Genomic DNA, 20,783 nt, shown 5'->3' with positions numbered 1-20,783 from the left:
GAGGGGCGTCAGCGGGCCGGGATCGGTACCGGGCCGGTCGGCGGGAGGGGCAGCAGTATCGCGCGCGCCAGCCCGCCGAGAAAGAGCATCGGTGAAATGTCTTGACCGTGCCGGCGCACCCCGAAGTGAACACAGCGCGCGGTGCAGTGCGAACCCGTCGCCACGACGCCCACGACCTGCCCGGCCAGCACCCGATCGCCCTCGCTCACCGTGGCCGAGACCGGCTCGAAGCTGGACACCAGGCCCTCACCGTGCTGGATGGACAGAACGGGCCGGTCCACGACCCTGCCCACGAAGGTGACCACCCCGTCGGCGGGGGAGCGAACCGGGTGGCCTTCACCGGCCACGAGGTCGATGCCGCGGTGCCCGGCCGCATACCGGCTGGCCGGCGCCTCGAAGGGACGCGCCAGCTCCCGTGGTGGTCCGACGGGCCAAGCCCATCCGGCCGGCGCCGCCTGCCCGGGTAGGACAGCAGCGGGCGCCGCCGACACGGGAACCGCAACTGATGCCGCGGCACTGTGCTCCGCAACGACAGACACCGGCGCAGAGGCCAGCGCCGGTGCCGGCGAGCCGGACATGATTGGTGCGCCGGTGAGTATTGCGGCCGCGACGGCACAGGCCGGCAGCGCCGCGCAACGGAACCGAGCCGGCGCCGGGCGTCGGCGAGGCCGGAACCTGTGCAGGGGAGAACGGGTGGAGGCGAGGCGTTTGTCGGGGCGTCCTGTCGCTGTCATGGCTCCACCATCGGACGACGTCGAGGGCGGGAGGCGCGCCGCGGGCCCGGCTGTGCCAAACGTGTGAAAGTACTGGCTGTGGAGGAGTGGCTGTGGGGGTGCGCGTTGGTGCGCGGACGGGGTCGGCCGGGTGCTAGAGTTCTCTGAGCAGCGCTTTGTGCGCTGACTACGCGTGCCCATTCGGCCAACACATCCACTCGGTCCTGACTTTTCACGAAGTCGGGCGGTTGTGCGCCGGGCACCAGGAGTAGTGATCATCCGATCACGACACAAACCGATGGGCGTTTTCTGCTGTGCAGAAACGTCGGATAAGGAGTACGGCTCATGGCCGTCGTAACCATTCGCCAGCTGCTCGACAGCGGCGTGCACTTCGGGCACCAGACCCGCCGTTGGAACCCGAAGATGAAGCGCTTCATCTTCACCGAGCGTTCCGGCATCTACATCATCGACCTGCAGCAGTCGCTCGGGTTCGTTGACAAGGCCTATGACTTCGTCAAGGAGACCGTCGCCCACGGCGGCACCATCCTCTTCGTCGGCACCAAGAAGCAGGCGCAGGAATCCATTTCGGAGCAGGCGACGCGAGTCGGCCAGCCCTACGTCAACCAGCGCTGGCTCGGTGGCCTTCTCACCAACTTCCAGACCGTTTCCAAGCGTCTGGCCCGCATGAAAGAGCTCGAAGAGCTCGACTTCGAGGACACCGCCAAGAGCGGCTTCACGAAGAAGGAAATGCTCATCAAGAAGCGCGAGCTCGTCAAGCTGCACAAGAGCCTCGGCGGAATCCGCAACCTGACCAAGACGCCGTCCGCGCTCTGGGTTGTTGACACCAACAAGGAGCACCTCGCCATCGACGAGGCGCGCAAGCTCGGCATCCCCGTCATCGCGATCCTCGACACCAACTGCGACCCCGACGACGTTCAGTACCCGATCCCGGGTAACGACGACGCCATCCGCTCCGTTGGCCTGCTCACCCGCATCATCGCCGACGCCGCGGCCGAGGGCCTCATCCAGCGTCACCAGAAGCCGGAAGAGGGCGCCGAAGTTGAGCCCCTCGCCGCGTGGGAAGCCGAGCTGCTCGCAGCTCCGGCCGAGACCACGCCCGAGCAGTCCTCCGCTGACACCGAGAAGGTCGCCGACGAAACCGTCGCCACCGAGCAGGTTGCAGAAGAGGCACCCGCAGTAGCAGAGCCCGCAGCGGCCGAAGCCGCAACCGAAGAGGTTGCAGCCGACGCTCCCGTAGCCGACACCAAGTAAGGACAACAGGTATGGCAAACTTCAACCTCGAATCCGTCAAGATCCTGCGCGAGCGCCTCGGCACCGGCATGGTCGACACCAAGAACGCACTCGTCGAAGCCGATGGCGACATCGAGCGCGCGGTTGAGATCCTGCGTCTCAAGGGTGCAAAGGGCAACGCAAAGCGCGCCGACCGTTCTACCTCTGAGGGCCTCGTGGCCGCCAAGGTGATCGGAAACACCGCTTACCTGCTCGAGCTCGCCTGCGAGACCGACTTCGTCGCCAAGGGCGAGAAGTTCGGCGCTCTTTCCGAGAAGGTTCTGGACGCGGTTTCCGCTGCCGGCGCCACCAACGTCGCCGAGGCGCTTGCCGCTCCGGCGGATGGCCAGACCGTCGGAGACCTCATCAACGGCGAAGCCGCGATCATCGGTGAGAAGTTCGAACTTCGCCGCGTCGCAGCCGTCACCGGTGACAACTTCGAGATCTACCTGCACAAGACCAGCAAGGACCTGCCCCCGCAGGTGGGCGTTGTCCTGGGCTACACGGGTGAGGACGCCGCGACCGCTCGCAGCATTGCCCAGCACATCTCGTTCGCGAACCCGGAATACCTGGCTCGCGAAGACGTCCCCGCAGAAGCCGTCGAGGCCGAGCGTCGCATCGTCACCGAGATCTCCGAGAACGAGGGCAAGCCGGCCGCCGCGCTGCCCAAGATCGTTGAAGGCCGCGTCAACGCGTACTTCAAGCAGGTCGCGCTTCTCGAGCAGGACTACGCCAAGGACAACAAGCTGTCCGTGGCGAAGGTGCTCGCTGACGCGGGTCTGACCGTCACCGGCTTCGCCCGGTTCAAGGTCGGCGCGTAACCAGCTCCGCCGCAACCGGCACAGCAGTAACCAGTAAGGCAGCATGAGACAGAAGGAGATCGGATCGCCTCGGCAATCCGGTCTCCTTCTTCTCTGCCCGGCTCCAGGCGGGCCGCAGCAGGGGTACAGCCCACCGGTGCTCAACCGGTAGTTTTAGAATCACGATCCACAACGGAAGGACGCTCACGGGCATGTCAGATACAGGTACCAAGCGCAGAGTCCTCCTCAAACTGTCGGGCGAAGCTTTCGGGGCCGGAAGCCTCGGCGTCAACCCCGACGTCATCAGCAGCCTGGCCCGGGAAATCGCCGAGGCCGCCAAGAGCGTCGAGATCGCGATCGTCGTCGGCGGCGGCAACTTCTTCCGCGGCGCCGAACTCTCCCAGCGCGGCATGGACCGCGGCCGCGCCGACTACATGGGCATGCTGGGCACCGTCATGAACGCCCTCGCCCTGCAGGACTTCCTGGAACAGGCCGGCGCCGAGACCCGTGTGCAGTCCGCCATCGCCATGACCCAGGTCGCCGAGCCGTACATCCCGCGCCGCGCCGAGCGTCACCTTGAAAAGGGCCGCGTCGTCATCTTCGGCGCCGGCGCCGGACTGCCCTACTTCTCCACCGACACCGTGGCCGCGCAGCGCGCCCTTGAAATCGGTGCCGAGGTCGTCCTGGTCGCCAAGAACGGCGTCGACGGTGTCTACTCAGACGACCCGCGCACCAACCCCGACGCACACAAGATCCACAGCATCACCTACCAGGATGCGCTCCAGCGCGGCCTCAAGGTCGTCGACTCGACGGCGTTCAGCCTGTGCATGGACAACAGCATGCCCATGCGGGTGTTCGGGATGGCTCCGCACGGCAACGTGACGGCCGCCATTCTCGGCGCCGAACTGGGAACCCTCGTCTCCAACTAGGATTATTGAAGCCACCGAAGAAGGAGTCACCGTGATTACGGATGTCCTGACCGACACCACCCAGCGCATGGATAAGGCCGTCGAGGCCGCGAAGGAAGACTTCGCCACCGTGCGTACGGGGCGAGCAAACCCGCAGATGTTCCAGAAGATCCTGGTCGACTACTACGGCACCCCGACGCCCCTGGGGCAGCTTGCCTCGCTGCAGAACCAGGAAGCTCGCACGCTCCTGATCACCCCGTACGACAAGAGCGCCCTGCGCGACATCGAAAACGCCATTCGGGACACCCCGAACCTCGGCGCCAACCTCGGCAACGACGGTATCGTCATCCGGGCTTCGCTGCCCGAACTGACGAACGACCGCCGCAAGGAGTACGTCAAGATCGTCAAGACCAAGGGTGAGGATGCCAAGGTCTCCGTTCGCAACCTGCGCCGCAAGGCCAAGGACGAACTCGACGCGCTCAAGAGCGAGGTCGGTGACGATGACGTGGCCCGTGGAGAGAAGGAGCTCGAGCAGATCACGAAGACTCACATCGACGCGATCGACGACGCCCTCAAGCGCAAGGAAGCCGAACTCCTCGCTATTTAGCGGAGGCTAAGCGAATGACGGATCAGCCAGGGCCCGCCCAGCCACCCCAGCGGGGTCGCGGCACCGGCCGCGCCGAGTTTCGGGCACAGGTGCAGTCCACCAAGGCCGACATCGAACGCCAGGTACAGGCCACCAAGGCGCAGCTGGATGCGACGAACGAACGCATCGAGGCCCGCACAGGGCGCAACCTGATTCTGGCGACCCTGATCGGGCTGGTCCTGGGCGGCGCGATGCTCGTGAGCCTGATCTTCATCAAAGAGCTGTTCATGATCGTGGCTTTCGTGGTCGTGGGGTTCACGGCCTTCGAACTGGCCGAGGCTCTGCGACGGGGCGGCCGGAAGGTGCCCCGGATCCCGGTGCTGGCGTCGGCGGTGGCCGTCGTGCCCGCCGCGTTCTACTGGGGTGCCGGCGGCCAGTGGCTCGCCACGCTGGGCGGCATCCTGCTGATCACCTTGTGGCGGCTGGCCATGCTCGCCTTCCCCAGGCACCGCGCACCCCGCAGCGTGGTGCTCGCCGACATCGGCGGCGGCTTCCTGATCCAGGTCTACGTCGTATTCCTGGCCAGTTTCGCGGTGCTTCTGGTCACCCAGGAGGGCGGCCAGTGGTGGACGCTCGCGTTCCTGCTACTGGTGATCTCAGCTGACACCGCCGCGTACGCCGCAGGACTCTCCTTCGGCAAACACCGGATGGTGCCGTCGATCAGTCCCAAGAAGACCTGGGAGGGCTTCGCCGGAGCGGCCATCGTATGTGTGGTCGTCGGCATCCTGCTGGCCATCTTCATGCTCGGCGAGCCGTGGTGGTTCGGTCCGATCTTCGGCGTAGTGATCCTGATCACAGCCACTTTCGGTGACCTGGCGGAATCGCTGATCAAGCGGGACCTCGGCATCAAGGACATGAGCTCCTGGCTACCGGGCCACGGCGGTTTCCTAGACCGTCTGGACTCCATCCTGCCGTCAGCTGCCGCGGCCTATGCGCTCTACCTCATCTTCGCCTGACCCGGCTGCTTTCGACACTCGGCGTCCGGTGGGGCAGAATGAGGCGGTGAGCACTACGTTTCCGCGAACCAGCAAAAAGATGCTCGGCTACAACCTCAAGCAGGTCGAGGAGTTCCTCGAGTCGACTCGACACGCGTACGACGATGCGGCTGGGACGGACCAGCTCACCGCAGCCGACATCCGTCACACGGCCTTTGCCATGCAGAAGGGCGGCTATTCGCCCAGCCACGTCGACGCGGCCCTGGAGCGTCTCGAGGACGCTTTCGCGCTGCGGGAGCGGGAACGCGCCACCGGCGAATCCGGCTCGCAGGCCTGGCTGGACGAGGCCCGTCAGACCGCGCAGGTGATCATCAACCGCCTCGGCCGACCGGCGGGTCACCGGTTCTCCCGCACCAGCATCTTCAGCACCGGCTACAACAAAGCCGATGTCGACCGCCTCGCCGCGAAGCTCGTCACCTACTTCCAGGACGGCCACCCGGTCACCGTCGACGATGTGCGCACGGCGGTCTTCCGCCCGCAGCGGACCGGCTACAGGGAGGCCCAGGTCGACCTGGTTCTCGACAGTGTCGTGGACGTGATGCTCGCCGTTCGGTGACACATTGCGTGTCGTTACCTGGCCGTTACCCGTGAAGTGGGTTAGGGTCGAATCATCGTGGGTAGACATCTCAACATTTCCGCGCCCGTTTCGGGCGCGATGCCGGTGAGCACACCGGGCACCAAATCGCTTCGTGCACCCTTCGGGAACCTGGCCGTGCAGATGCCCGCCCGGCCGATCCCGCGGAGCATGCACCGCCCGCGCTCACGCAGCCACGTAGCGCTGTCGCTGTTCGCATTCACCGCTGCTGCCGCCTTCGTGCTCGTCACCGTCGTCGACCCGTACTCCGGGGCGACGGCGTCACCGTACTTCCAGGTGCCCGGCGCCGCATCCGACCGGTACAAGGGCGAGGCCGCTCAGTCCCTGCTCGTGGCCAGCACCGTGGCCAACGCCGTCGTCATCGACAGCTACACGATCAACGAACCCGAGCCGGAACCCGCACCGGCCCCCGTGGCCGCCGCGTCGGCGACGTCGCCGGGCCCCGTCAGCGCCGCACCGGCTGCCGTCCCCGACCCGGGCTCCGCCCAGGCATACGCCTACGGCGCCGTCGCGTCCCGCGGCTGGGGCGAAGACCAGTACAGCTGCCTGGTGTCGCTGTGGAACAAGGAGTCCGGCTGGCGCGTCAACGCGATGAACTCCAGCAGCGGCGCTTATGGGATCCCGCAGTCACTGCCCGGTTCGAAGATGGCCTCGGCCGGCTCCGACTGGGAAACCAACGCCGGCACCCAGATCGAATGGGGCCTGGGCTACATCAGCGGCCGCTACGGCACCCCCTGCGGCGCCTGGGGCCACTCCGTCGACGTCGGCTGGTACTAGTCACCCGACCCGACCTGCCCAGCTGGGCCCGTCGAGCCAGGGTTAGACTTGCACCATGCCGCGCAGCAACCGCCCCAAGGGCCGCAGAGCCGGCACCGGCGAAGACGAGACCGATGATCTCTCGCGCATGCTCGCCGGCTGGCGCCGCACCGAGGTGAAGCGCGACGGCGTGTGGCACGTGCAGCCGATCAGCGCCGCCCAGGCGGGGAAGACCTACCTCTGCCCCGGTTGCCTGCTCGACATCAACCCCGGAGTGGCCCACATGGTCACCTGGCGCGGCGACGGTGTAACCGGCGACGCGGCGGACCTCGCCGCCCGGCGCCACTGGCATCTGCACTGCTGGAAGATCAAGTAACCCGAGCGTTTCGCGCAGGCGTTCACCCCCCCCCCCCCCNNNTCCCCCCCCCCCCCCCCCCCCCCCGACGAGGAGCACCACCATGGCCGGACCAGTCGAGATCCGCGGCGGCATCGACCTGCCCGCAACCCGCGAGCAGATCGAGCTGCACACCGACGACGGCCTCACCCTGGTGGGCGAGCTGGCCACGCCGGCGAACCGGCCCGCCGTCGCCACCCTGGTCACCCTGCATCCGCTGCCCACGCACGGCGGCTTCATGGACTCGCACATCCTGCGGAAGGCCGCCGGACGGCTGCCGGCGCTGGCCGACCTCGCCGTGCTGCGCTTCAACACCCGCGGCACCAGTTCACCGCGGGGGACCAGCGGGGGCAGCTTCGGACACGGCGACGCCGAACGTGCCGATGTGGCCGCGGCCATGGCCTTCGTCACGGAGCGTGGCCTGCCTGACCCCTGGTTAGTCGGTTGGTCGTTCGGCACGGAACTGGCGATCAAGTACGGCCTCGACCACCCGATCCACGGCGCGATCCTGCTGTCGCCACCGCTGCATCGGGCAACGGATGCCGAACTGGCGGCCTGGGCGGACGACGAGCGCGAGCTCGTGGTGCTGGTGCCCGAACACGACGACTACCTCCGGCCCGAGGAGGCCCGCACCCGGTTCGCGAGCGTTCCGAACGCCCGACTGATCAATGTGGACGGCGCGAAGCATCTCTGGGTGGGTGAGAGCCAGACCCGCCGGGTGCTCAACGAGATCGTCGCCGCGGTGAACCCGGCAGCCGGCCCGCTGCCGGAGACCTGGGCCGGCGAACTCTGAGCCGCAGAGCTCTGAGCCGCCGCGTAAGCGACCGGCGGGCGTCCGGCGCTCAGGAGCACCGCGCCGCTTGATAGGGCGCTCCGGAGGCTCTACAGCTCGTTCTGGCGGGGGATCACGACCTGCTTGATGATCATGATGACCGATGCCGCGACCGGGATCGCGATCAGGGCGCCGAGGATGCCCAGCAGCGACCCGCCGGCGAGGGCTGCCACCACCACGACGGCGCCGGGAACGGCGACGGCGCGGTTCATGATGTTCGGGCTGAGAACGTAGGCCTCGAGCTGCATGTAGACCAGGTAGTAGATGCCCGCGACGAGCACGGTGAGCCAGGAGCTGCCGATACCGGGAATCGCGCAGGTGGCGACGATGATGACGGATCCGGTGATGGTGCCGACCAGCGGGATGAGCGAGAACAGGAACGCGATCACCGACAGCAGGGCGGGGAAGGGGGCGCCGATGATCGACAGGAAGATGAAGCTGAAAACACCGTTGCAGGCGGCCAGGGCGCCCTGTCCCACGATGAACCGGCCGACGGCCGTGGTGATCTGCTCGCTCAGGTCCGCGAAGCGTTCCCGCTTGGAGGCGGGGACCAGCTGGTAGGTGGCTCGCTTCATGGTGTTCAGTGACGCCGTGAAGTACAGGGTCAGGATCAGGATGATCAGGCCGCCGAACAAGCCGCTGACGATGGCGAAACCGGATTGGACGATGGTGGACGTGATCTCCGTGAGGTTGCCGCCGAGGTATTTCGTGACCGCCTCGACGATCTCCTGCACATCAAGGGCCGGGAACTGCTTCTGCAGGTCGACGAGGAAAGTCGCTGAATTCACCGACTTAACCAGGGCCGGAATGCGTTCAGACAGGTTGGAGATCTGGTCGGCGATGATCGGGACGATGGCGAAGATCACCCCGGTCAGCGCGCCCAGCACGGCCACGAGCACCGTGAGGATGGCGGCCCACCGCGGGAACTTCTTCTTCTCGAGCCACGAGACCGCCGGGTCGAGTCCCAGGGCCAGGAACAGGGCCGCCCCGATGTAGGTGATGATCGTGGACAGCGAGACGATCGAGCTCAAGATCAGCACCCCGAGGCCGACACCCAGGGTTCCTACCAGGCCGAGCCGGAAGGCGTTTTGGATCTTCACTGTTGTCTCCACTTGCTCGGCGTTGTGACTAGTCCTGGTCAGCGTTCACTTTCTCCGCCTGGGTCAGGACGCTGCGCAGGCTTTCGAAGTAGCCGGCGACCGACTCGCGCTCAATCCTAATCTGCGCCAGACGGTCTTCAGCGTCGTTGACGAGTTCACGCGTGCGTGTCTCCGCATCGGCGACGAGGGCCGCCGCGCGATCCTCGGCATTCCGCACGATGCGTTCGGCCTCATCGTCGGCCTTCGCCTTCGCCGTCTTCGCGTCGGCGCGGGCACCGGCATCCAGTTGTTCGTTGAGAGTGCGCAGTTCCACGGTGCGGGCGTTGGTGACGGCGAGCTGAGCCGAGGAGTCGTCCAGGTAACGCTGCGTCTGAGCGACGGCCGCCTGGTGACGGGCCAGGTGGTCCTGCTCGGCTTCGTCCCTGCGCGCCTTGAGCTCCACCTCGAGGTCGGCTCGGATCTGGTCGATTTCGCGTCGCAGCTTGGCCGCCTCGTGCTCGCCGCGCTTGCGGGTGGCGGTGAGATGGTTGTCCAGATCGATTCTGGCCTGCTCGCTGTCGGCGTCGAAGTCCGCCTTGGTCTGCTCGAGTTCCCGGGCGAGGTCGGCCCTGGCCTGCTCGATCTCGGCGGCAAGGTCGGCGTGCGCCTTGTCGAGGTCGCGGTTCACTGCCGCCCGATCTCGGTCCAGCTCCCGGTCGAGGTCGGTGTGCGCCTGCTCACCCTCGATGGTGAGATCCGCGCGAGCCTGTTCGATCTCCCGGGCGAGGTCGGTGCGACCCTGCTCGATCTCCACGGACAGGTCTGAGCGGGCTTGTTCGGTCTCGTGGGCCAGATCGATGCGGGCCTGTTCGGTCTCCCGGGCCAGGTCGATGCGGTCCTGTTCGGTCTCGGTGGCGAGGTCGATGCGGGCTTGTTCGGTCTCGCGGGCGAGGTCGGCACGCTGCTGGTCCAGTTCATGGGCCACTTCCGCGCGCGTCAATTCGGTTTCCCGAGTGAGACCAGCGGCGATTTCCCTCGCTTCGGTGGCCTCGCGCTGAGCGACGACCCGCACCTCAGCGGCCTCCCGTTCGGCCTCGGAGCGAATGGCGGCGACCTCACGCTTGACCGTGGCCCGGAGCTCCGCCGCTTCGGTGGCGACGGCGCCGCGGATCGCCGCGGCCTCCTGGAGGGCATCCTGGGTGAGCTGTTCCTGGGTCTGCCCAGCGCGGGTGAGCAGATCGTCTGCCTCGACCTGGGCATCGGTGAGCAGTCGGTGAGCCTTGACGGTGGCGTCGGACACCGTTCGTTCGGCGTGTTCGGAGGCTTGGCGCTTCAGCGCGTCGATCTCGGCGGATGCGGAGGCGCGCAGCTTCTCGGCGTCGATATCGGCCTGGGCGATGACCCGGGTTGACTGCTCCTCGGCGACGCGCAGGGTGTTCTCGAGCTTGGTGCCCAGCCCGGAGAAGGTGGGACTGCCGACCTCTTCGATCTCGGCATTGAGGTCGTCGATTCTGGCCCCCAGCCGTTTGACTTCCTTGGCCGACTCGGTGCTCTGGGCGTTGGCCTGGATCAGGTCGCGCCGAAGTCCCTGGATGGCCTTGTCGACCTCGTCCTTGTCGTACCCCCGGAATACCTGGGTGAAGTCAGCCTCGTCGGTCGCCACGTTGTCTCCTCATAAATGGGCCTGACCCCGAGTCAGATACGGACGGAGCAGACCGTGCAATTTTAGTGCCCGGACACTCTGCTCCCCATCCCGCCTTCGGGGGAAAGGAGGCCGTGGAGTGAGGGGAATCACGCGAAAAGCCGCTATTAGGCACCTCTCAGGAGCGTCCACTATCGTAAGACGTCCGTGTCTGTTGCTTCCCGGCCCCGACAAGCGGTGGCAGGCGTTGTGATTCGCAGCCATCGGCAGGCAACACAGGAGGGTTTTACGTGCGTTTCGTCTTTGCCATTTTGGCATTCGTCCTCGCCGCGCTGATGATCGCATTCGGCATCGCGCAGCGGACAGTCTTTCTCGAACCTGCTTCCACGAGCCTGAGCGCGACGGTCGACGACGGTGCACCGTACGCGGTGATCGACGGCGCGGCCCTGGGCGCGTTCCCGGGCAGCCAGACCATCACGGTTTCCGGCTCCGACAGCGTCTTCGTCGCCTACGCGCGTACCGCGGACATCCAGGCCTGGATCGGCGCTGACGAGTACGCGGCGGTGGGCCTCGATGCCGATACCGGAAAATTGACTGTCACCCCGGCGACGGGAACCGCCGTCACGCCGGCGGCGGAAACGGAAGCGGCCCCGCTGGCCACCGACCCTGCCGGCTCCGACCTGTGGTTGGAGGAGTACACCGGTGACCGGTCGCTGACCACCACGATCAGTGCGCCGGAAGGGATCTCGGTGCTTGTCGCCTCCGACGGGACCGCCCCGGCGCCGACGGATATCACCGTGGCCTGGCCGACGGACAACGCGACACCGTGGGCCGGTCCGCTGATCGTCGGGGGAGCTCTCATCGGTCTGCTCGGCTTCGTGATCTACCTGCTGGGCCTGTTGCACTTCCGCCGGTCCCGCCGTCCGCGGCGCAACGTGCCGCGCGGGCCGCGCATGCCCAGGCTGCCCCGGGTGCCGCGCCCCAAGACCATCAAGGCGAGCGAGATCACCGGTCCACGCCGGTCGATCGGCCGGTCCATGATCGCCGTTCCCCTCGTGCTGGTCTCCGGCCTGGTGCTCAGCGGATGTTCGCCGGAGTTCTGGCCGACCGCCGCTCCAGAGGCCGCCGCGACCGCAACGGCGACGCCCTCGCCCAGCGCCGAGGACACCGAGGCTCCCGTGGCCGACGAGGCTCCGGAGCCCGCTGTGACGGTGCCGCAACTCGAGCGCATCGTTGGCGACATTGTCGCGCTCACGGCGGAGGCCGACGCGAACCTGGATGCCGACAGCCTGGCCACCCGGTTCACCGGCCCCGCGCTGGAGCAGCGTCTGGCCAACTACAAGGTCCGCGCCGCCGATGCGTCGTACGCGGCGACCGTGGCGCTGCCGGACTCCCCGCTGACGCTGACGCTTCCCCAACAGACCGATGCCTGGCCGCGCGTGGTCATGACGGTGCTGCAGTCGGCTGATGAGGCCTCGGTGCCCACCATGGCGCTTATTCTCAAGCAGGAATCTCCGCGGGAGAACTACCTGGTCGAGTACGCCGTCCAGCTCGAGGCATCCGCCAAGGTTCCGAGTGTGGCCCCGGCCACCATCGGAGCACCGCTGATCGCCCCCGACAACAAGTTCATGTCGATGGCGCCCAACGCCGTCGGCCCGGCCTACGCCGACATCCTGCTGAAAGGCGAGGCGAGCCCGTCGTTCCCGCTCTTCGAAGCCAAGGGCGACACCGCCCGCACCCAGCTGGGCTTGGAGTACAAGGAGAAGCAGCTGCTGGAGCTTGAGGACACCGGCACGATGGAGTTCACCAATGCCGTTGGGAGTGGCGAGATCATTGCCCTTGCCACGAATGACTCCGGCAGTATCGTGGCCGTGAGTGTGAACGAGATCACCACGGTGACTCCCGTCGCGGGCAAGGCGACCATCACCCCGAAAGAAGGCCCGAGCAAGGCGCTCTCCGGTATCGAGGAGACCACCAAGGGCATCCAGAGCACCTATAGCGAGCAGCTCCTGTTCCACGTGCCTGCCGCCAATTCAACCGACAAAATCGTTCTCCTTGGCTTTAGTCAGGGACTGATCAATTCCGTGGAGCTTCCATGACCGTTGTCCCCCCAGCCGGCGCCAACCTGCGCGGCGCCGTCGACCTGTCCTCGCTCGTGAACCGCCCACCGGCGGCCGCGGCCGGCGTGAGCACCGGGACCGCGCCGGATGGCGCCGTCGCCGGTGTCGTTCCGGTACCGAATCTGGTGCTCGAGGGTACCGACACCAACTTCGCGGAGCTGCTGGAACTGTCGAAGATCGTGCCGGTGATTGTGGACCTGTGGGCCACCTGGAGCGAGCCGGCCACCCAGCTCACCCCGGTGATCGAGAACCTGATCAGGGAGTACAACGGCCGCTTCGTGCTGGCCACCGTCGACATCGACACGAACCCGCAGCTCGCCCAAGCGTTCCAGGCCACGTCGGTGCCGACCCTCGCCGCGGTGATCAACGGTCAGCCGGTGCAGCTTTTCGACGGGGTACTCCCCGTGGTGCAGATCCGCGAGGTTTTCGAGCGGGTGCTGGAGCTGGCCGCTCAGCACGGTGTGACCGGGGTGGCCGAGGCCGCCGAGACGCCCGCCGGCCCGCCGGCCGAGCCCGTCGAACCCGAACTGCCACCGCATCACCGTGAGGCCTACGAGGCCATCGAACGCGGCGACTACGCCGCCGCCATCGACATCTACAAGCTCGCCCTGGCCCGCGACCCCCGCGACACCATGGCCGCCGCCGGTCTCGCCCAGGTCAGCCTGCTCGCCCGGCTGCAGGGCAAGACCATCGCCGAGGTGCGTTCGGCTGCCGCTGACGACCCGGCGAACCTGGACGCTCAACTCCTCGTGGCCGACCTGGACCTGTCGGGCGGACACATCGAGGACGCCTTCGACAGGCTGCTGGGCCTGTTCCCCGGCCAGGATGCGGCGGGCAAGAACGTCATCCGGCAGCGCATGCTCGAGCTGTTCGAGGTCGTCGGCACCGACGACCCGCGCGTGCCGCCGGCCCGCAAACGCCTCACCGCGCTGCTCTACTAACCGCGGGAACGCGAAAGCGCCCGTGTGGCTGCCTCAGGCGACTGAGGCGACCATGCGGGCGCTTTCGCGTGGCCTGAGCGATGTCAAGGGCGCAGGCGCAGCCAGAGGGCGCCAAGCGGCGGCAGGGTGAGGGTGGCGGATGCCGGCCGGCCGGCCCACGGCTCGGCGAACGCTGTCACCTCACCGAGGTTGCCGACCCCGGAGCCGCCGAAGTTCTCGGCATCGGTGTTGAGGATCTCCTCCCAGGCGCCGGGCAGGGGCAGCCCCACCCTGTAGCCGGTGTGCGGGGCTCCGGAGAAGTTGTACAGGCAGACCACCGGCGTGCCGTCGTGGTCCCAGCGCACGAAGCTGACCACGTTCTCCGCAGCGGCGCCGCCGTCGAGCAGCTCGAACCCGCCGGGTTCGTTGTCACGCTCCCAGAGGCTGGGCGTGTCCCGGTACACCCGGTTGAGCTGGCCGACGAGGTTGAACAGGCCACGGTGACCGGGCTGGTCGAGCATCCACCAGTCCAGTCCGCGCTCTTCACTCCACTCGGACCGCTGGCCGAACTCCTGCCCCATGAACAGGAGCTGCTTGCCCGGGTGCGCCCACATGAATGCGAGGTAGACCCGCACGTTGGCGAGCTGCTGCCACGGATCTCCGGGCATCTTGCCGATCAGGGAGCCCTTGCCGTGCACAACCTCGTCGTGGCTGATCGGCAGCAGGAAGTTCTCGCTGAACGCATAGACGAACGAGAAGGTGATCTCGTTGTGGTGGTACGCGCGGTGCATCGGGTCTTCGCTCATGTACTCGAGCGAGTCGTGCATCCAGCCCATGTTCCACTTCAGCCCGAAGCCCAGGCCGCCGCCGGAGGTGGCCGCGGTGACACCGGGCCAGTTGGTGGATTCCTCGGCGATCATGATGGTGCCGGGGTTGCGCTTGTATGCCGTCGCGGTGATCTCCTGCAGCAGGCTGATCGCCTCGAGGTTTTCCCGGCCGCCGAACTTGTTGGGTTCCCACTCGCCGTCCTTGCGCGAGTAGTCCAGGTACAGCATCGAGGCGACAGCGTCCACCCGGAGGGCGTCGATGTGGAACTCCTCGAGCCAGTACAGCGCATTGGCGACGAGGAAGTTGCGCACCTGCATCTGACCGAAGTCGAAGACGTAGGTGCCCCAGTCCATCTGCTCACCGCGGCGCGGGTCGGGGTGCTCGTACAGGGCCTGCCCGTCGAAGCGGGCCAGGGCGAACTCATCCTTGGGGAAGTGTCCCGGCACCCAGTCCATGATCACGCCGATGCCGGCCTGGTGCAGCCGGTCGATCAGGTAGCGCAGGTCGTCGGGGTGGCCGAACCGGCTCGTCGGAGCGTAGTAGCCGGTGACCTGGTAGCCCCAGGAGCCCCCGAACGGGTGCTCGGACAGCGGCATGAACTCCACGTGCGTATAGGCGAGTTCCTCGAGGTAGCCGATCAACTCGTCGGCCAGGGCCCGGTAGCCCAGCCCGGGCCGCCAGGAGCCCACGTGCATCTCGTACACGCTCATGGCCCGGTTGTGCGGGTCGGTGGCGCTGCGTTCGGCCAGCCAGGCGGCATCCTGCCAGGTGTAGGCGGTCTCACCGACCACCGACGCGGTCAGCGGGGGCACCTCGGTGTAACGGGCCATCGGGTCGGCCTTCTGCACCCACTCGCCGGCCTGGGTGAGGATTTCGAATTTGTAGTTGGAGCCAGCGGCCAGGCCGGGCACGAAGAGTTCCCAGACGCCGGTGCTGCCCATGTTGCGCATCGAGTGCAGCACGCCGTACCAGCTGTTGAAGTCACCGATCACGCGCACGGCGCGGGCGTGTGGCGCCCAGACCGAGAACGAGGTGCCGCTGACGGGCTTGGTCACGCCGGTGAAGGTGCGCACGTGGGCGCCGAGTACGTCCCAGAGACGTTCGTGCCGGCCCTCGCCGATCAGGTGCAGGTCGAGCTCGCCGAGCGTGGGCCGGTAACGGTAGGGATCGTCGCTGATCCAGGCCGGACCATTCTCGTAGTGCGCTTCGATCTCGTAGTCCTGCGGGCCGATGGTGCTGACACCCTGCCAGATGCCGTAGCCCAGATGGGACAGTTCGACGCGGGCGCCGGTGGACAGCACCGCGACGACCTCGATGGCCAGGGGACGCAGGACCCGGATGACCGTGATCGGGTCGGTGATGTTCGGCAGGTCCAGCAGGTGCTGGCCGAGCACCTCGTGCGGGTTGTAGTACGAGCCGACCGAGACCGTCTCAAGGATGTGCGCGGAGAAGGTGGGCAGTTCGTCGGCGGGTCGGCCGGTGGCGTGTTTCATTCGGCCAGTCCGTTCTGGTTCGGTACCTGTGGGATCCGCACGTGCAGGATGTGCACGGGTTCGGTGAAGGCGTCCAGGCGCACGAAGTTGTCCGCGGACCAGGTCCACACGGCGCCGGTAATGAGGTCCTCGACCTCGAAGTGGGAGCCGAGGGGGAGACCGAACCTGGTCACATCCAGGTGCACCACGGTCTCACGCACCGAATGCGGGTCGACGTTGGCGACGATGATGAGCGCGTCGGTGCGACCGTCGTCGGTGAATTCACCGGACAGGTACTTGCTGTAGACGAGGATCGAGTCGTCGTCGCTGGAGTGGATGTCAAGGTTGCGCAGCTGTCGCAGGGCCGGGTGTGCGGCACGGATGCGGCCCAGCTGGGCCAGGAACGGCGCCAGTGACCTGCCGAGTGCCTCGGCCTTCGCGAAGTCGCGGGGCCGCAGCTCGTACTTCTCGTTGTCGATGTTCTCTTCGGCGCCGGGACGGGCGACGCTCTCGTACAGCTCGAATCCCGCGTACAGGCCCCAGGTGGGCGCCGCCGTTGCGGCCAGGGCCGCACGGATCTTGAACGCTGCCGGTCCGCCGAACTGAAGGTATTCGGAGAGGATGTCGGGAGTGTTCACGAACAGGTTCGGGCGCAGGAAGTCCGCGGTGTCGTGGGCCAGGCCGTCGAAGAATTCCTCGAGCTCTTCCTTGGTGTTGCGCCAGGTGAAGTAGGTGTACGACTGCTGGAAGCCGACCTTGGCCAGGCCCTGCAGCAGCGCAGGACGGGTGAATGCCTCGGCCAGGAACACCACGTCGGGCGATTCCCGGTTGATGGTGCCGATCAGCCACTCCCAGAAGTCCAACGGCTTGGTGTGCGGATTGTCGACCCTGAAGATGTTCACGCCCACGCCGATCCAGTAGCGCACCAAGCGCAGCACCTCGGCACGGATGCCGGCGGGATCGTTGTCGAAGTTGATCGGGTAGATGTCCTGGTACTTCTTCGGCGGGTTCTCGGCGTAGGCGATGGTGCCGTCCGGCAGCGTGGTGAACCACTCCGGGTGCTCGGTGACCCAGGGGTGATCCGGCGAGGCCTGCAGGGCCAGGTCGATGGCGACCTCGATGCCCTCCGTGCGGGCGGCGTCGAGGAAGAAGCTGAAGTCGTCGATGGTGCCGAGCTCCGGGTGGATGGCGTCGTGGCCGCCGGCCGCTGAGCCGATCGCCCACGGCGAACCCGGGTCGTTCTCGCCGGCGTCGAGGGTGTTGTTCGGGCCCTTGCGGAAGGACCGGCCGATCGGGTGGATCGGCGGCAGGTACAACACGTCGAAGCCCATCGCGGCGACGCCGGGCAGGCGGGCCGCCGCGGTGCGGAAGGTTCCGCTCTGCCAGCTGCCGTCTTCTCGCCGCACGGCGCCCTCCGAGCGGGGGAAGAACTCGTACCAGGAGCCGACGCCGGCGCGGGTGCGTTCGACCCGCACGGTGCGCTCGGCGGAGAACGAGTCGAGACTGGCGAGGGGGCGCACGACTGCAGCCGCGGCCAGGGCCGGATCGGTGACGACGGCCAGCCGGACCGCGAGGGGAAGTCTGGTATTGGCCAGGGTCTTGGCGGCGGCCGCGAACAGCCGGCGTTCCACGGTGGGACGCTTGAGGTCCTTGCCGGCGGAGGCCAGCAGTGTCGAACCGATCAGGAACATCAGCTCGACGTCGATGCCGGCGGGGATCTTGATCGCGGCGTTGTGCACCCAAGTGGTGAAGTCATCCGCGTAGGCACGCACCCTGTAGGTGTACGAGCCCTGCAGGTCCAGGCGCACCTGGGTCTCGTACCTGTCGGTGCCCGGGGCGCCGGGGCGCATCGGATGCTGGGTCTGGGTGCCGTCCGGCGCCGTGAGATACAGCATCACGCCGATGGCGTCGTGCCCCTCCCTGAAGGCGGTCGCACCGAACGGCACGACCTCGCCGGCGAAAGCCTTCGCCGGCCAGAGATTGTCGTTCAGCTGCGGGGACAGGTCGAGGACGGGGATTCGACCGACTTTGGTCGGAACATCCGCGATGCTCGGAGTTGAGAGGGCGGTACCGGTTCGTTTTGGTGTCTTAGCCACAAGACGACCGTAGCGCGAACGGGGGCCGAATCGGTGGTCACACGCGCGCACACCTGTTACCCGGTGGGCACGTTGCGCCCCTAAAGTAAGGTTCGTGAAGGCGATCCGTAAATTTACCGTCCGTGCAGTCCTGCCAGAGTCGCTTGCCGCGCTCGATGAGCTGGCCGGCAACTTGCGCTGGTCCTGGCACGAGCCCACCCGGCAGCTCTTCGAGCACATCGCCCCGGAGCTGTGGCGCAGCATCGGCACCGACCCCGTCGCCCTGCTCGGCGCCGTCGACCCGGCCCGGCTGGCGGAACTCGCCCTGGACCACGACTACGTCGCCGGCGTCAACCTGGTGCGCGACGACCTGCGCGCCTACCTCAACGAACCGCGCTGGTATCAGGGCCTCGAGGGGGCGAAGCCGGCGTCGATCGCGTACTTCTCGCCCGAGTTCGGCATCGCGGCGGCGCTGCCGCAGTACTCCGGCGGCCTGGGCATCCTGGCCGGGGACCACCTCAAGAGTGCCTCGGACCTCGGTGTTCCACTCGTCGGCGTGGGCCTGTTCTACAAGGCCGGCTACTTCAGCCAGGCGATCTCCACCGATGGTTGGCAGCTGGAGAGCTACCCGCTGCTCGACCCCGACGGTCTGCCCCTGTCGGTGCTGCGCCGGGCGGACGGTTCGCCGGTGCAGGTGTCCCTCGCCCTGCCGGACGACCGTACCCTGCACGCCCGCGTGTGGGAGGCCAGGGTCGGCCGCATCCGTCTGCTGATGCTGGACACCGACATCCCGGAGAACACCGACGAACTGCGCCAGGTGACCGACAGGCTTTACGGCGGCGGCGGCGAACACCGGCTGCTGCAGGAACTGTTGCTCGGCATCGGCGGGGCCCGTGCCGTGCGCCTGTGGAGCCACCTCAACGGCCGCGACGAGCCCGAGGTGTTCCACACCAACGAGGGACACGCCGGATTCCTCGGCCTGGAACGCATTTCCAGCCTCATCGGTGAGGGCCTGAGCTTCGCCGAGGCGTTGCAGGTAGCCCGTGCCGGCACCGTGTTCACCACGCACACTCCGGTGGCTGCGGGTATCGACAGGTTCGAAACCTCCCTCGTGCGCCGCTACTTCGAGACCGACCTGCTGCCCGGTGTGGCCGTGGACGACCTGCTGGGTCTGGGCGCCGAGAGCTACCCGGGCGGGTCGCCGGATGTCTTCAACATGGCCATCATGGGCCTGCGGCTGGGACAGCACGCCAACGGTGTCTCGAAGCTGCACGGCGAGGTGAGCCGGCGCATGTTCAGCGGCCTCTGGCCGGGCTTCGACGCCAGCGAGGTGCCGATCACCTCGATCACCAACGGGGTGCACGCCCCCACTTGGACGGACCCGGCGCTGAAAGCCCTCGCCGCGAACCGGCTCGGCACCACCGACACCTCCACCGCCGACTGGGCATCGCCCGCGGTGAGCGACCAGGACCTCTGGGAGGTGCGCGGCGATATGCGCCGCCAGTTCGTCGAGGACGCCCGTCGCCGTATCGGCGCGGCATGGCTGGTGCAGAACCCCGGCGGTCTGGTGCCGGCGTGGATCAACCAGGTCTTCGACCCCAACGTGCTCACCATCGGCTTCGCCCGTCGGGTGCCCACCTACAAGCGGCTCACCCTGATGCTGCACGATCCCGAGCGGCTGCGCGCCCTGCTGCTGCACCCCGAGCACCCCGTGCAGATCGTCATCGCCGGCAAATCGCACCCCGCCGACGAGGAGGGCAAGCGGCTGATCCAGCGGATCGTGCAGTTTGCCGCCGATCCTGAGCTGCGCACCCGCATCGCGTTCCTGCCCGACTACAACATCGGTATGGCTCAGCTGATGTACCCGGGCACCGACGTGTGGCTGAACAATCCGCTGCGCCCGCTCGAGGCCTGCGGCACCTCCGGCATGAAGGCGGCCCTGAACGGCGCCCTCAACCTGTCCATCCTCGACGGCTGGTGGCCGGAGTACTTCGACGGCCAGAACGGCTGGGCCATTCCCTCTGCCGACGCGAGCACCAACTCCGCCGAGCGCGACCGCCTCGAGGCCGACGCCCTTTACGAGCTCATCGAACACCAGGTGGCGCCGCCGTTCTACGAGCGCAACGCCGATGACGTGCCCGAACGCTGGGTCGCTAACATCCGCCAGACCCTGGCCGGGCTCTCGCCCGAGTTGAACGCCGGCCGGATGGTGCGCGAATACGTGGAGAAGCTCTACCGCCCCGCCGGTGTCTCCGAGGCGCGGCTCTCGGCCAACAACTACCGGGCGGCCCGCGAACTCGCGGAATGGAAGGCCCGCATCGGGGGAGCCTGGCCCGGCGTGGCCGTCGAGCACGTGGAGTCCGGCGGCGTCGCCCCGGTGCCGCAGGTGGGCGATGAACTGCGCCTGCGCGCTCACGTGCAGTTGAACGGCCTCGCACCCGAGGACGTGACGGTGCAGGTCGTCTACGGCAGGAGCACCGGCGGTGACGACCTCACCGACGTCAGCACCCAGGCCCTCGAGCCGATCAACGACGTGCTGGGGCAGGATGCCACCGAAACCGTGACGCCCGGCGCGCCCACCCTGTTCACCGGAACCGTCGAACTCGACAGGTCCGGCGGCTTCGGCTACACCGTCAGGGTCGTGCCACGGAACGACCTGCTGATCAGCGCGGCCGAGATGGGGCTGGTGGCCGTCGCCGGCTGACCTCGCCCGCGGGC

Annotated in this window: 17 protein-coding genes; 12 read left to right on the top strand and 5 right to left on the bottom strand. The window is 67.4% G+C overall.

Going from position 1 to position 20,783, the window contains the following annotated elements; all coding sequences use genetic code 11:
• Window positions 1-8: 8 nt before the first annotated feature.
• Window positions 9-734 (bottom strand): M23 family metallopeptidase, encoded by a 726-nt coding sequence (locus C3B61_RS06910; protein WP_244285858.1) that lies wholly within the window; start codon window positions 732-734, stop codon window positions 9-11.
• 324 nt (window positions 735-1,058) lie between these two features.
• Here C3B61_RS06910 and rpsB point away from each other — a divergent pair, with 324 nt between their 5' ends.
• From rpsB to C3B61_RS06865, 9 genes are all read left to right on the top strand, one after another.
• The gene (gene rpsB / locus C3B61_RS06905; protein ID WP_103459965.1) at window positions 1,059-1,985 is read left to right on the top strand and encodes a 30S ribosomal protein S2; all 927 of its coding nucleotides are present in this window, start codon (window positions 1,059-1,061) and stop codon (window positions 1,983-1,985) included.
• An 11-nt stretch (window positions 1,986-1,996) separates the two neighbouring features.
• The gene (gene tsf / locus C3B61_RS06900) at window positions 1,997-2,824 is read left to right on the top strand and encodes a translation elongation factor Ts (RefSeq protein ID WP_103432043.1); all 828 of its coding nucleotides are present in this window, start codon (window positions 1,997-1,999) and stop codon (window positions 2,822-2,824) included.
• Window positions 2,825-3,015: 191 nt separating this feature from the next.
• Window positions 3,016-3,732, top strand: coding sequence for a UMP kinase (gene pyrH / locus C3B61_RS06895; RefSeq protein WP_088456458.1), 717 nt, complete (start codon window positions 3,016-3,018; stop codon window positions 3,730-3,732).
• Between the two features lie 31 nt (window positions 3,733-3,763).
• Window positions 3,764-4,318 carry a ribosome recycling factor gene (gene frr / locus C3B61_RS06890; protein ID WP_088456457.1) on the top strand — a complete coding sequence of 185 codons (555 nt, stop codon included), beginning with the start codon at window positions 3,764-3,766 and terminating at the stop codon, window positions 4,316-4,318.
• Between the two features lie 14 nt (window positions 4,319-4,332).
• Window positions 4,333-5,313 carry a phosphatidate cytidylyltransferase gene (locus C3B61_RS06885; protein WP_103459964.1) on the top strand — a complete coding sequence of 327 codons (981 nt, stop codon included), beginning with the start codon at window positions 4,333-4,335 and terminating at the stop codon, window positions 5,311-5,313.
• Between the two features lie 46 nt (window positions 5,314-5,359).
• The gene (locus C3B61_RS06880) at window positions 5,360-5,908 is read left to right on the top strand and encodes a DivIVA domain-containing protein (protein ID WP_174776329.1); all 549 of its coding nucleotides are present in this window, start codon (window positions 5,360-5,362) and stop codon (window positions 5,906-5,908) included.
• A gap of 57 nt (window positions 5,909-5,965) precedes the next feature.
• Window positions 5,966-6,724: an aggregation-promoting factor C-terminal-like domain-containing protein gene (locus C3B61_RS06875; protein ID WP_244285857.1), complete on the top strand. Its 759-nt coding sequence runs from the start codon at window positions 5,966-5,968 to the stop codon at window positions 6,722-6,724.
• A gap of 55 nt (window positions 6,725-6,779) precedes the next feature.
• A complete protein-coding gene (locus C3B61_RS06870) occupies window positions 6,780-7,079 on the top strand; it encodes a hypothetical protein (protein ID WP_088456454.1) in 300 nt (99 codons plus the stop codon).
• 82 nt (window positions 7,080-7,161) lie between these two features.
• Window positions 7,162-7,890 (top strand): alpha/beta hydrolase, encoded by a 729-nt coding sequence (locus C3B61_RS06865; RefSeq protein WP_103459962.1) that lies wholly within the window; start codon window positions 7,162-7,164, stop codon window positions 7,888-7,890.
• Window positions 7,891-7,979: 89 nt separating this feature from the next.
• Here the strand turns inward: C3B61_RS06865 and C3B61_RS06860 are convergent, their stop codons facing one another.
• On the bottom strand, window positions 7,980-9,029 hold the full coding sequence (locus C3B61_RS06860) for an AI-2E family transporter (protein ID WP_088456452.1): 1,050 nt from the start codon (window positions 9,027-9,029) through the stop codon (window positions 7,980-7,982).
• A 28-nt stretch (window positions 9,030-9,057) separates the two neighbouring features.
• Window positions 9,058-10,671, bottom strand: a complete 1,614-nt coding sequence (locus tag C3B61_RS06855) for a coiled-coil domain-containing protein (RefSeq protein ID WP_103459961.1) — start codon at window positions 10,669-10,671, stop codon at window positions 9,058-9,060.
• A 269-nt stretch (window positions 10,672-10,940) separates the two neighbouring features.
• On the opposite strand from C3B61_RS06855, the gene C3B61_RS06850 reads away from it, so the two are divergent.
• Together C3B61_RS06850 and C3B61_RS06845 are read left to right on the top strand one after the other, a co-directional pair.
• Window positions 10,941-12,749, top strand: coding sequence for a DUF8094 domain-containing protein (locus C3B61_RS06850; RefSeq protein ID WP_103459960.1), 1,809 nt, complete (start codon window positions 10,941-10,943; stop codon window positions 12,747-12,749).
• Entirely contained in the window at window positions 12,746-13,711 is a 966-nt protein-coding gene (locus C3B61_RS06845) for a tetratricopeptide repeat protein (protein ID WP_103459959.1), read from the top strand. The genes C3B61_RS06850 and C3B61_RS06845 overlap by 4 nt, the downstream gene beginning before the upstream one ends.
• Window positions 13,712-13,794: 83 nt before the next feature.
• Here C3B61_RS06845 and glgB read toward each other — a convergent pair whose 3' ends face one another.
• A complete protein-coding gene (glgB, locus tag C3B61_RS06840) occupies window positions 13,795-16,011 on the bottom strand; it encodes a 1,4-alpha-glucan branching protein GlgB (protein WP_103459958.1) in 2,217 nt (738 codons plus the stop codon).
• Window positions 16,008-18,038, bottom strand: coding sequence for a maltotransferase domain-containing protein (locus C3B61_RS06835; protein WP_165791133.1), 2,031 nt, complete (start codon window positions 18,036-18,038; stop codon window positions 16,008-16,010). The genes glgB and C3B61_RS06835 overlap by 4 nt, the downstream gene beginning before the upstream one ends.
• Window positions 18,039-18,180: 142 nt before the next feature.
• Between C3B61_RS06835 and glgP the strand changes: the two genes are divergently transcribed.
• Complete coding sequence (gene glgP, locus C3B61_RS06830; RefSeq protein ID WP_103459957.1) at window positions 18,181-20,769, top strand: alpha-glucan family phosphorylase; 2,589 nt, start codon at window positions 18,181-18,183, stop codon at window positions 20,767-20,769.
• The last annotated feature ends 14 nt before the right edge of the window (window positions 20,770-20,783 follow it).

Origin of the sequence: Cryobacterium zongtaii, from assembly GCF_002909375.1 — a bacterium.
In the GTDB taxonomy this organism is placed as follows: Bacteria; Actinomycetota; Actinomycetes; order Actinomycetales; family Microbacteriaceae; genus Cryobacterium; species Cryobacterium zongtaii.
This window is presented reverse-complemented; position numbering and strand designations above follow the sequence as displayed.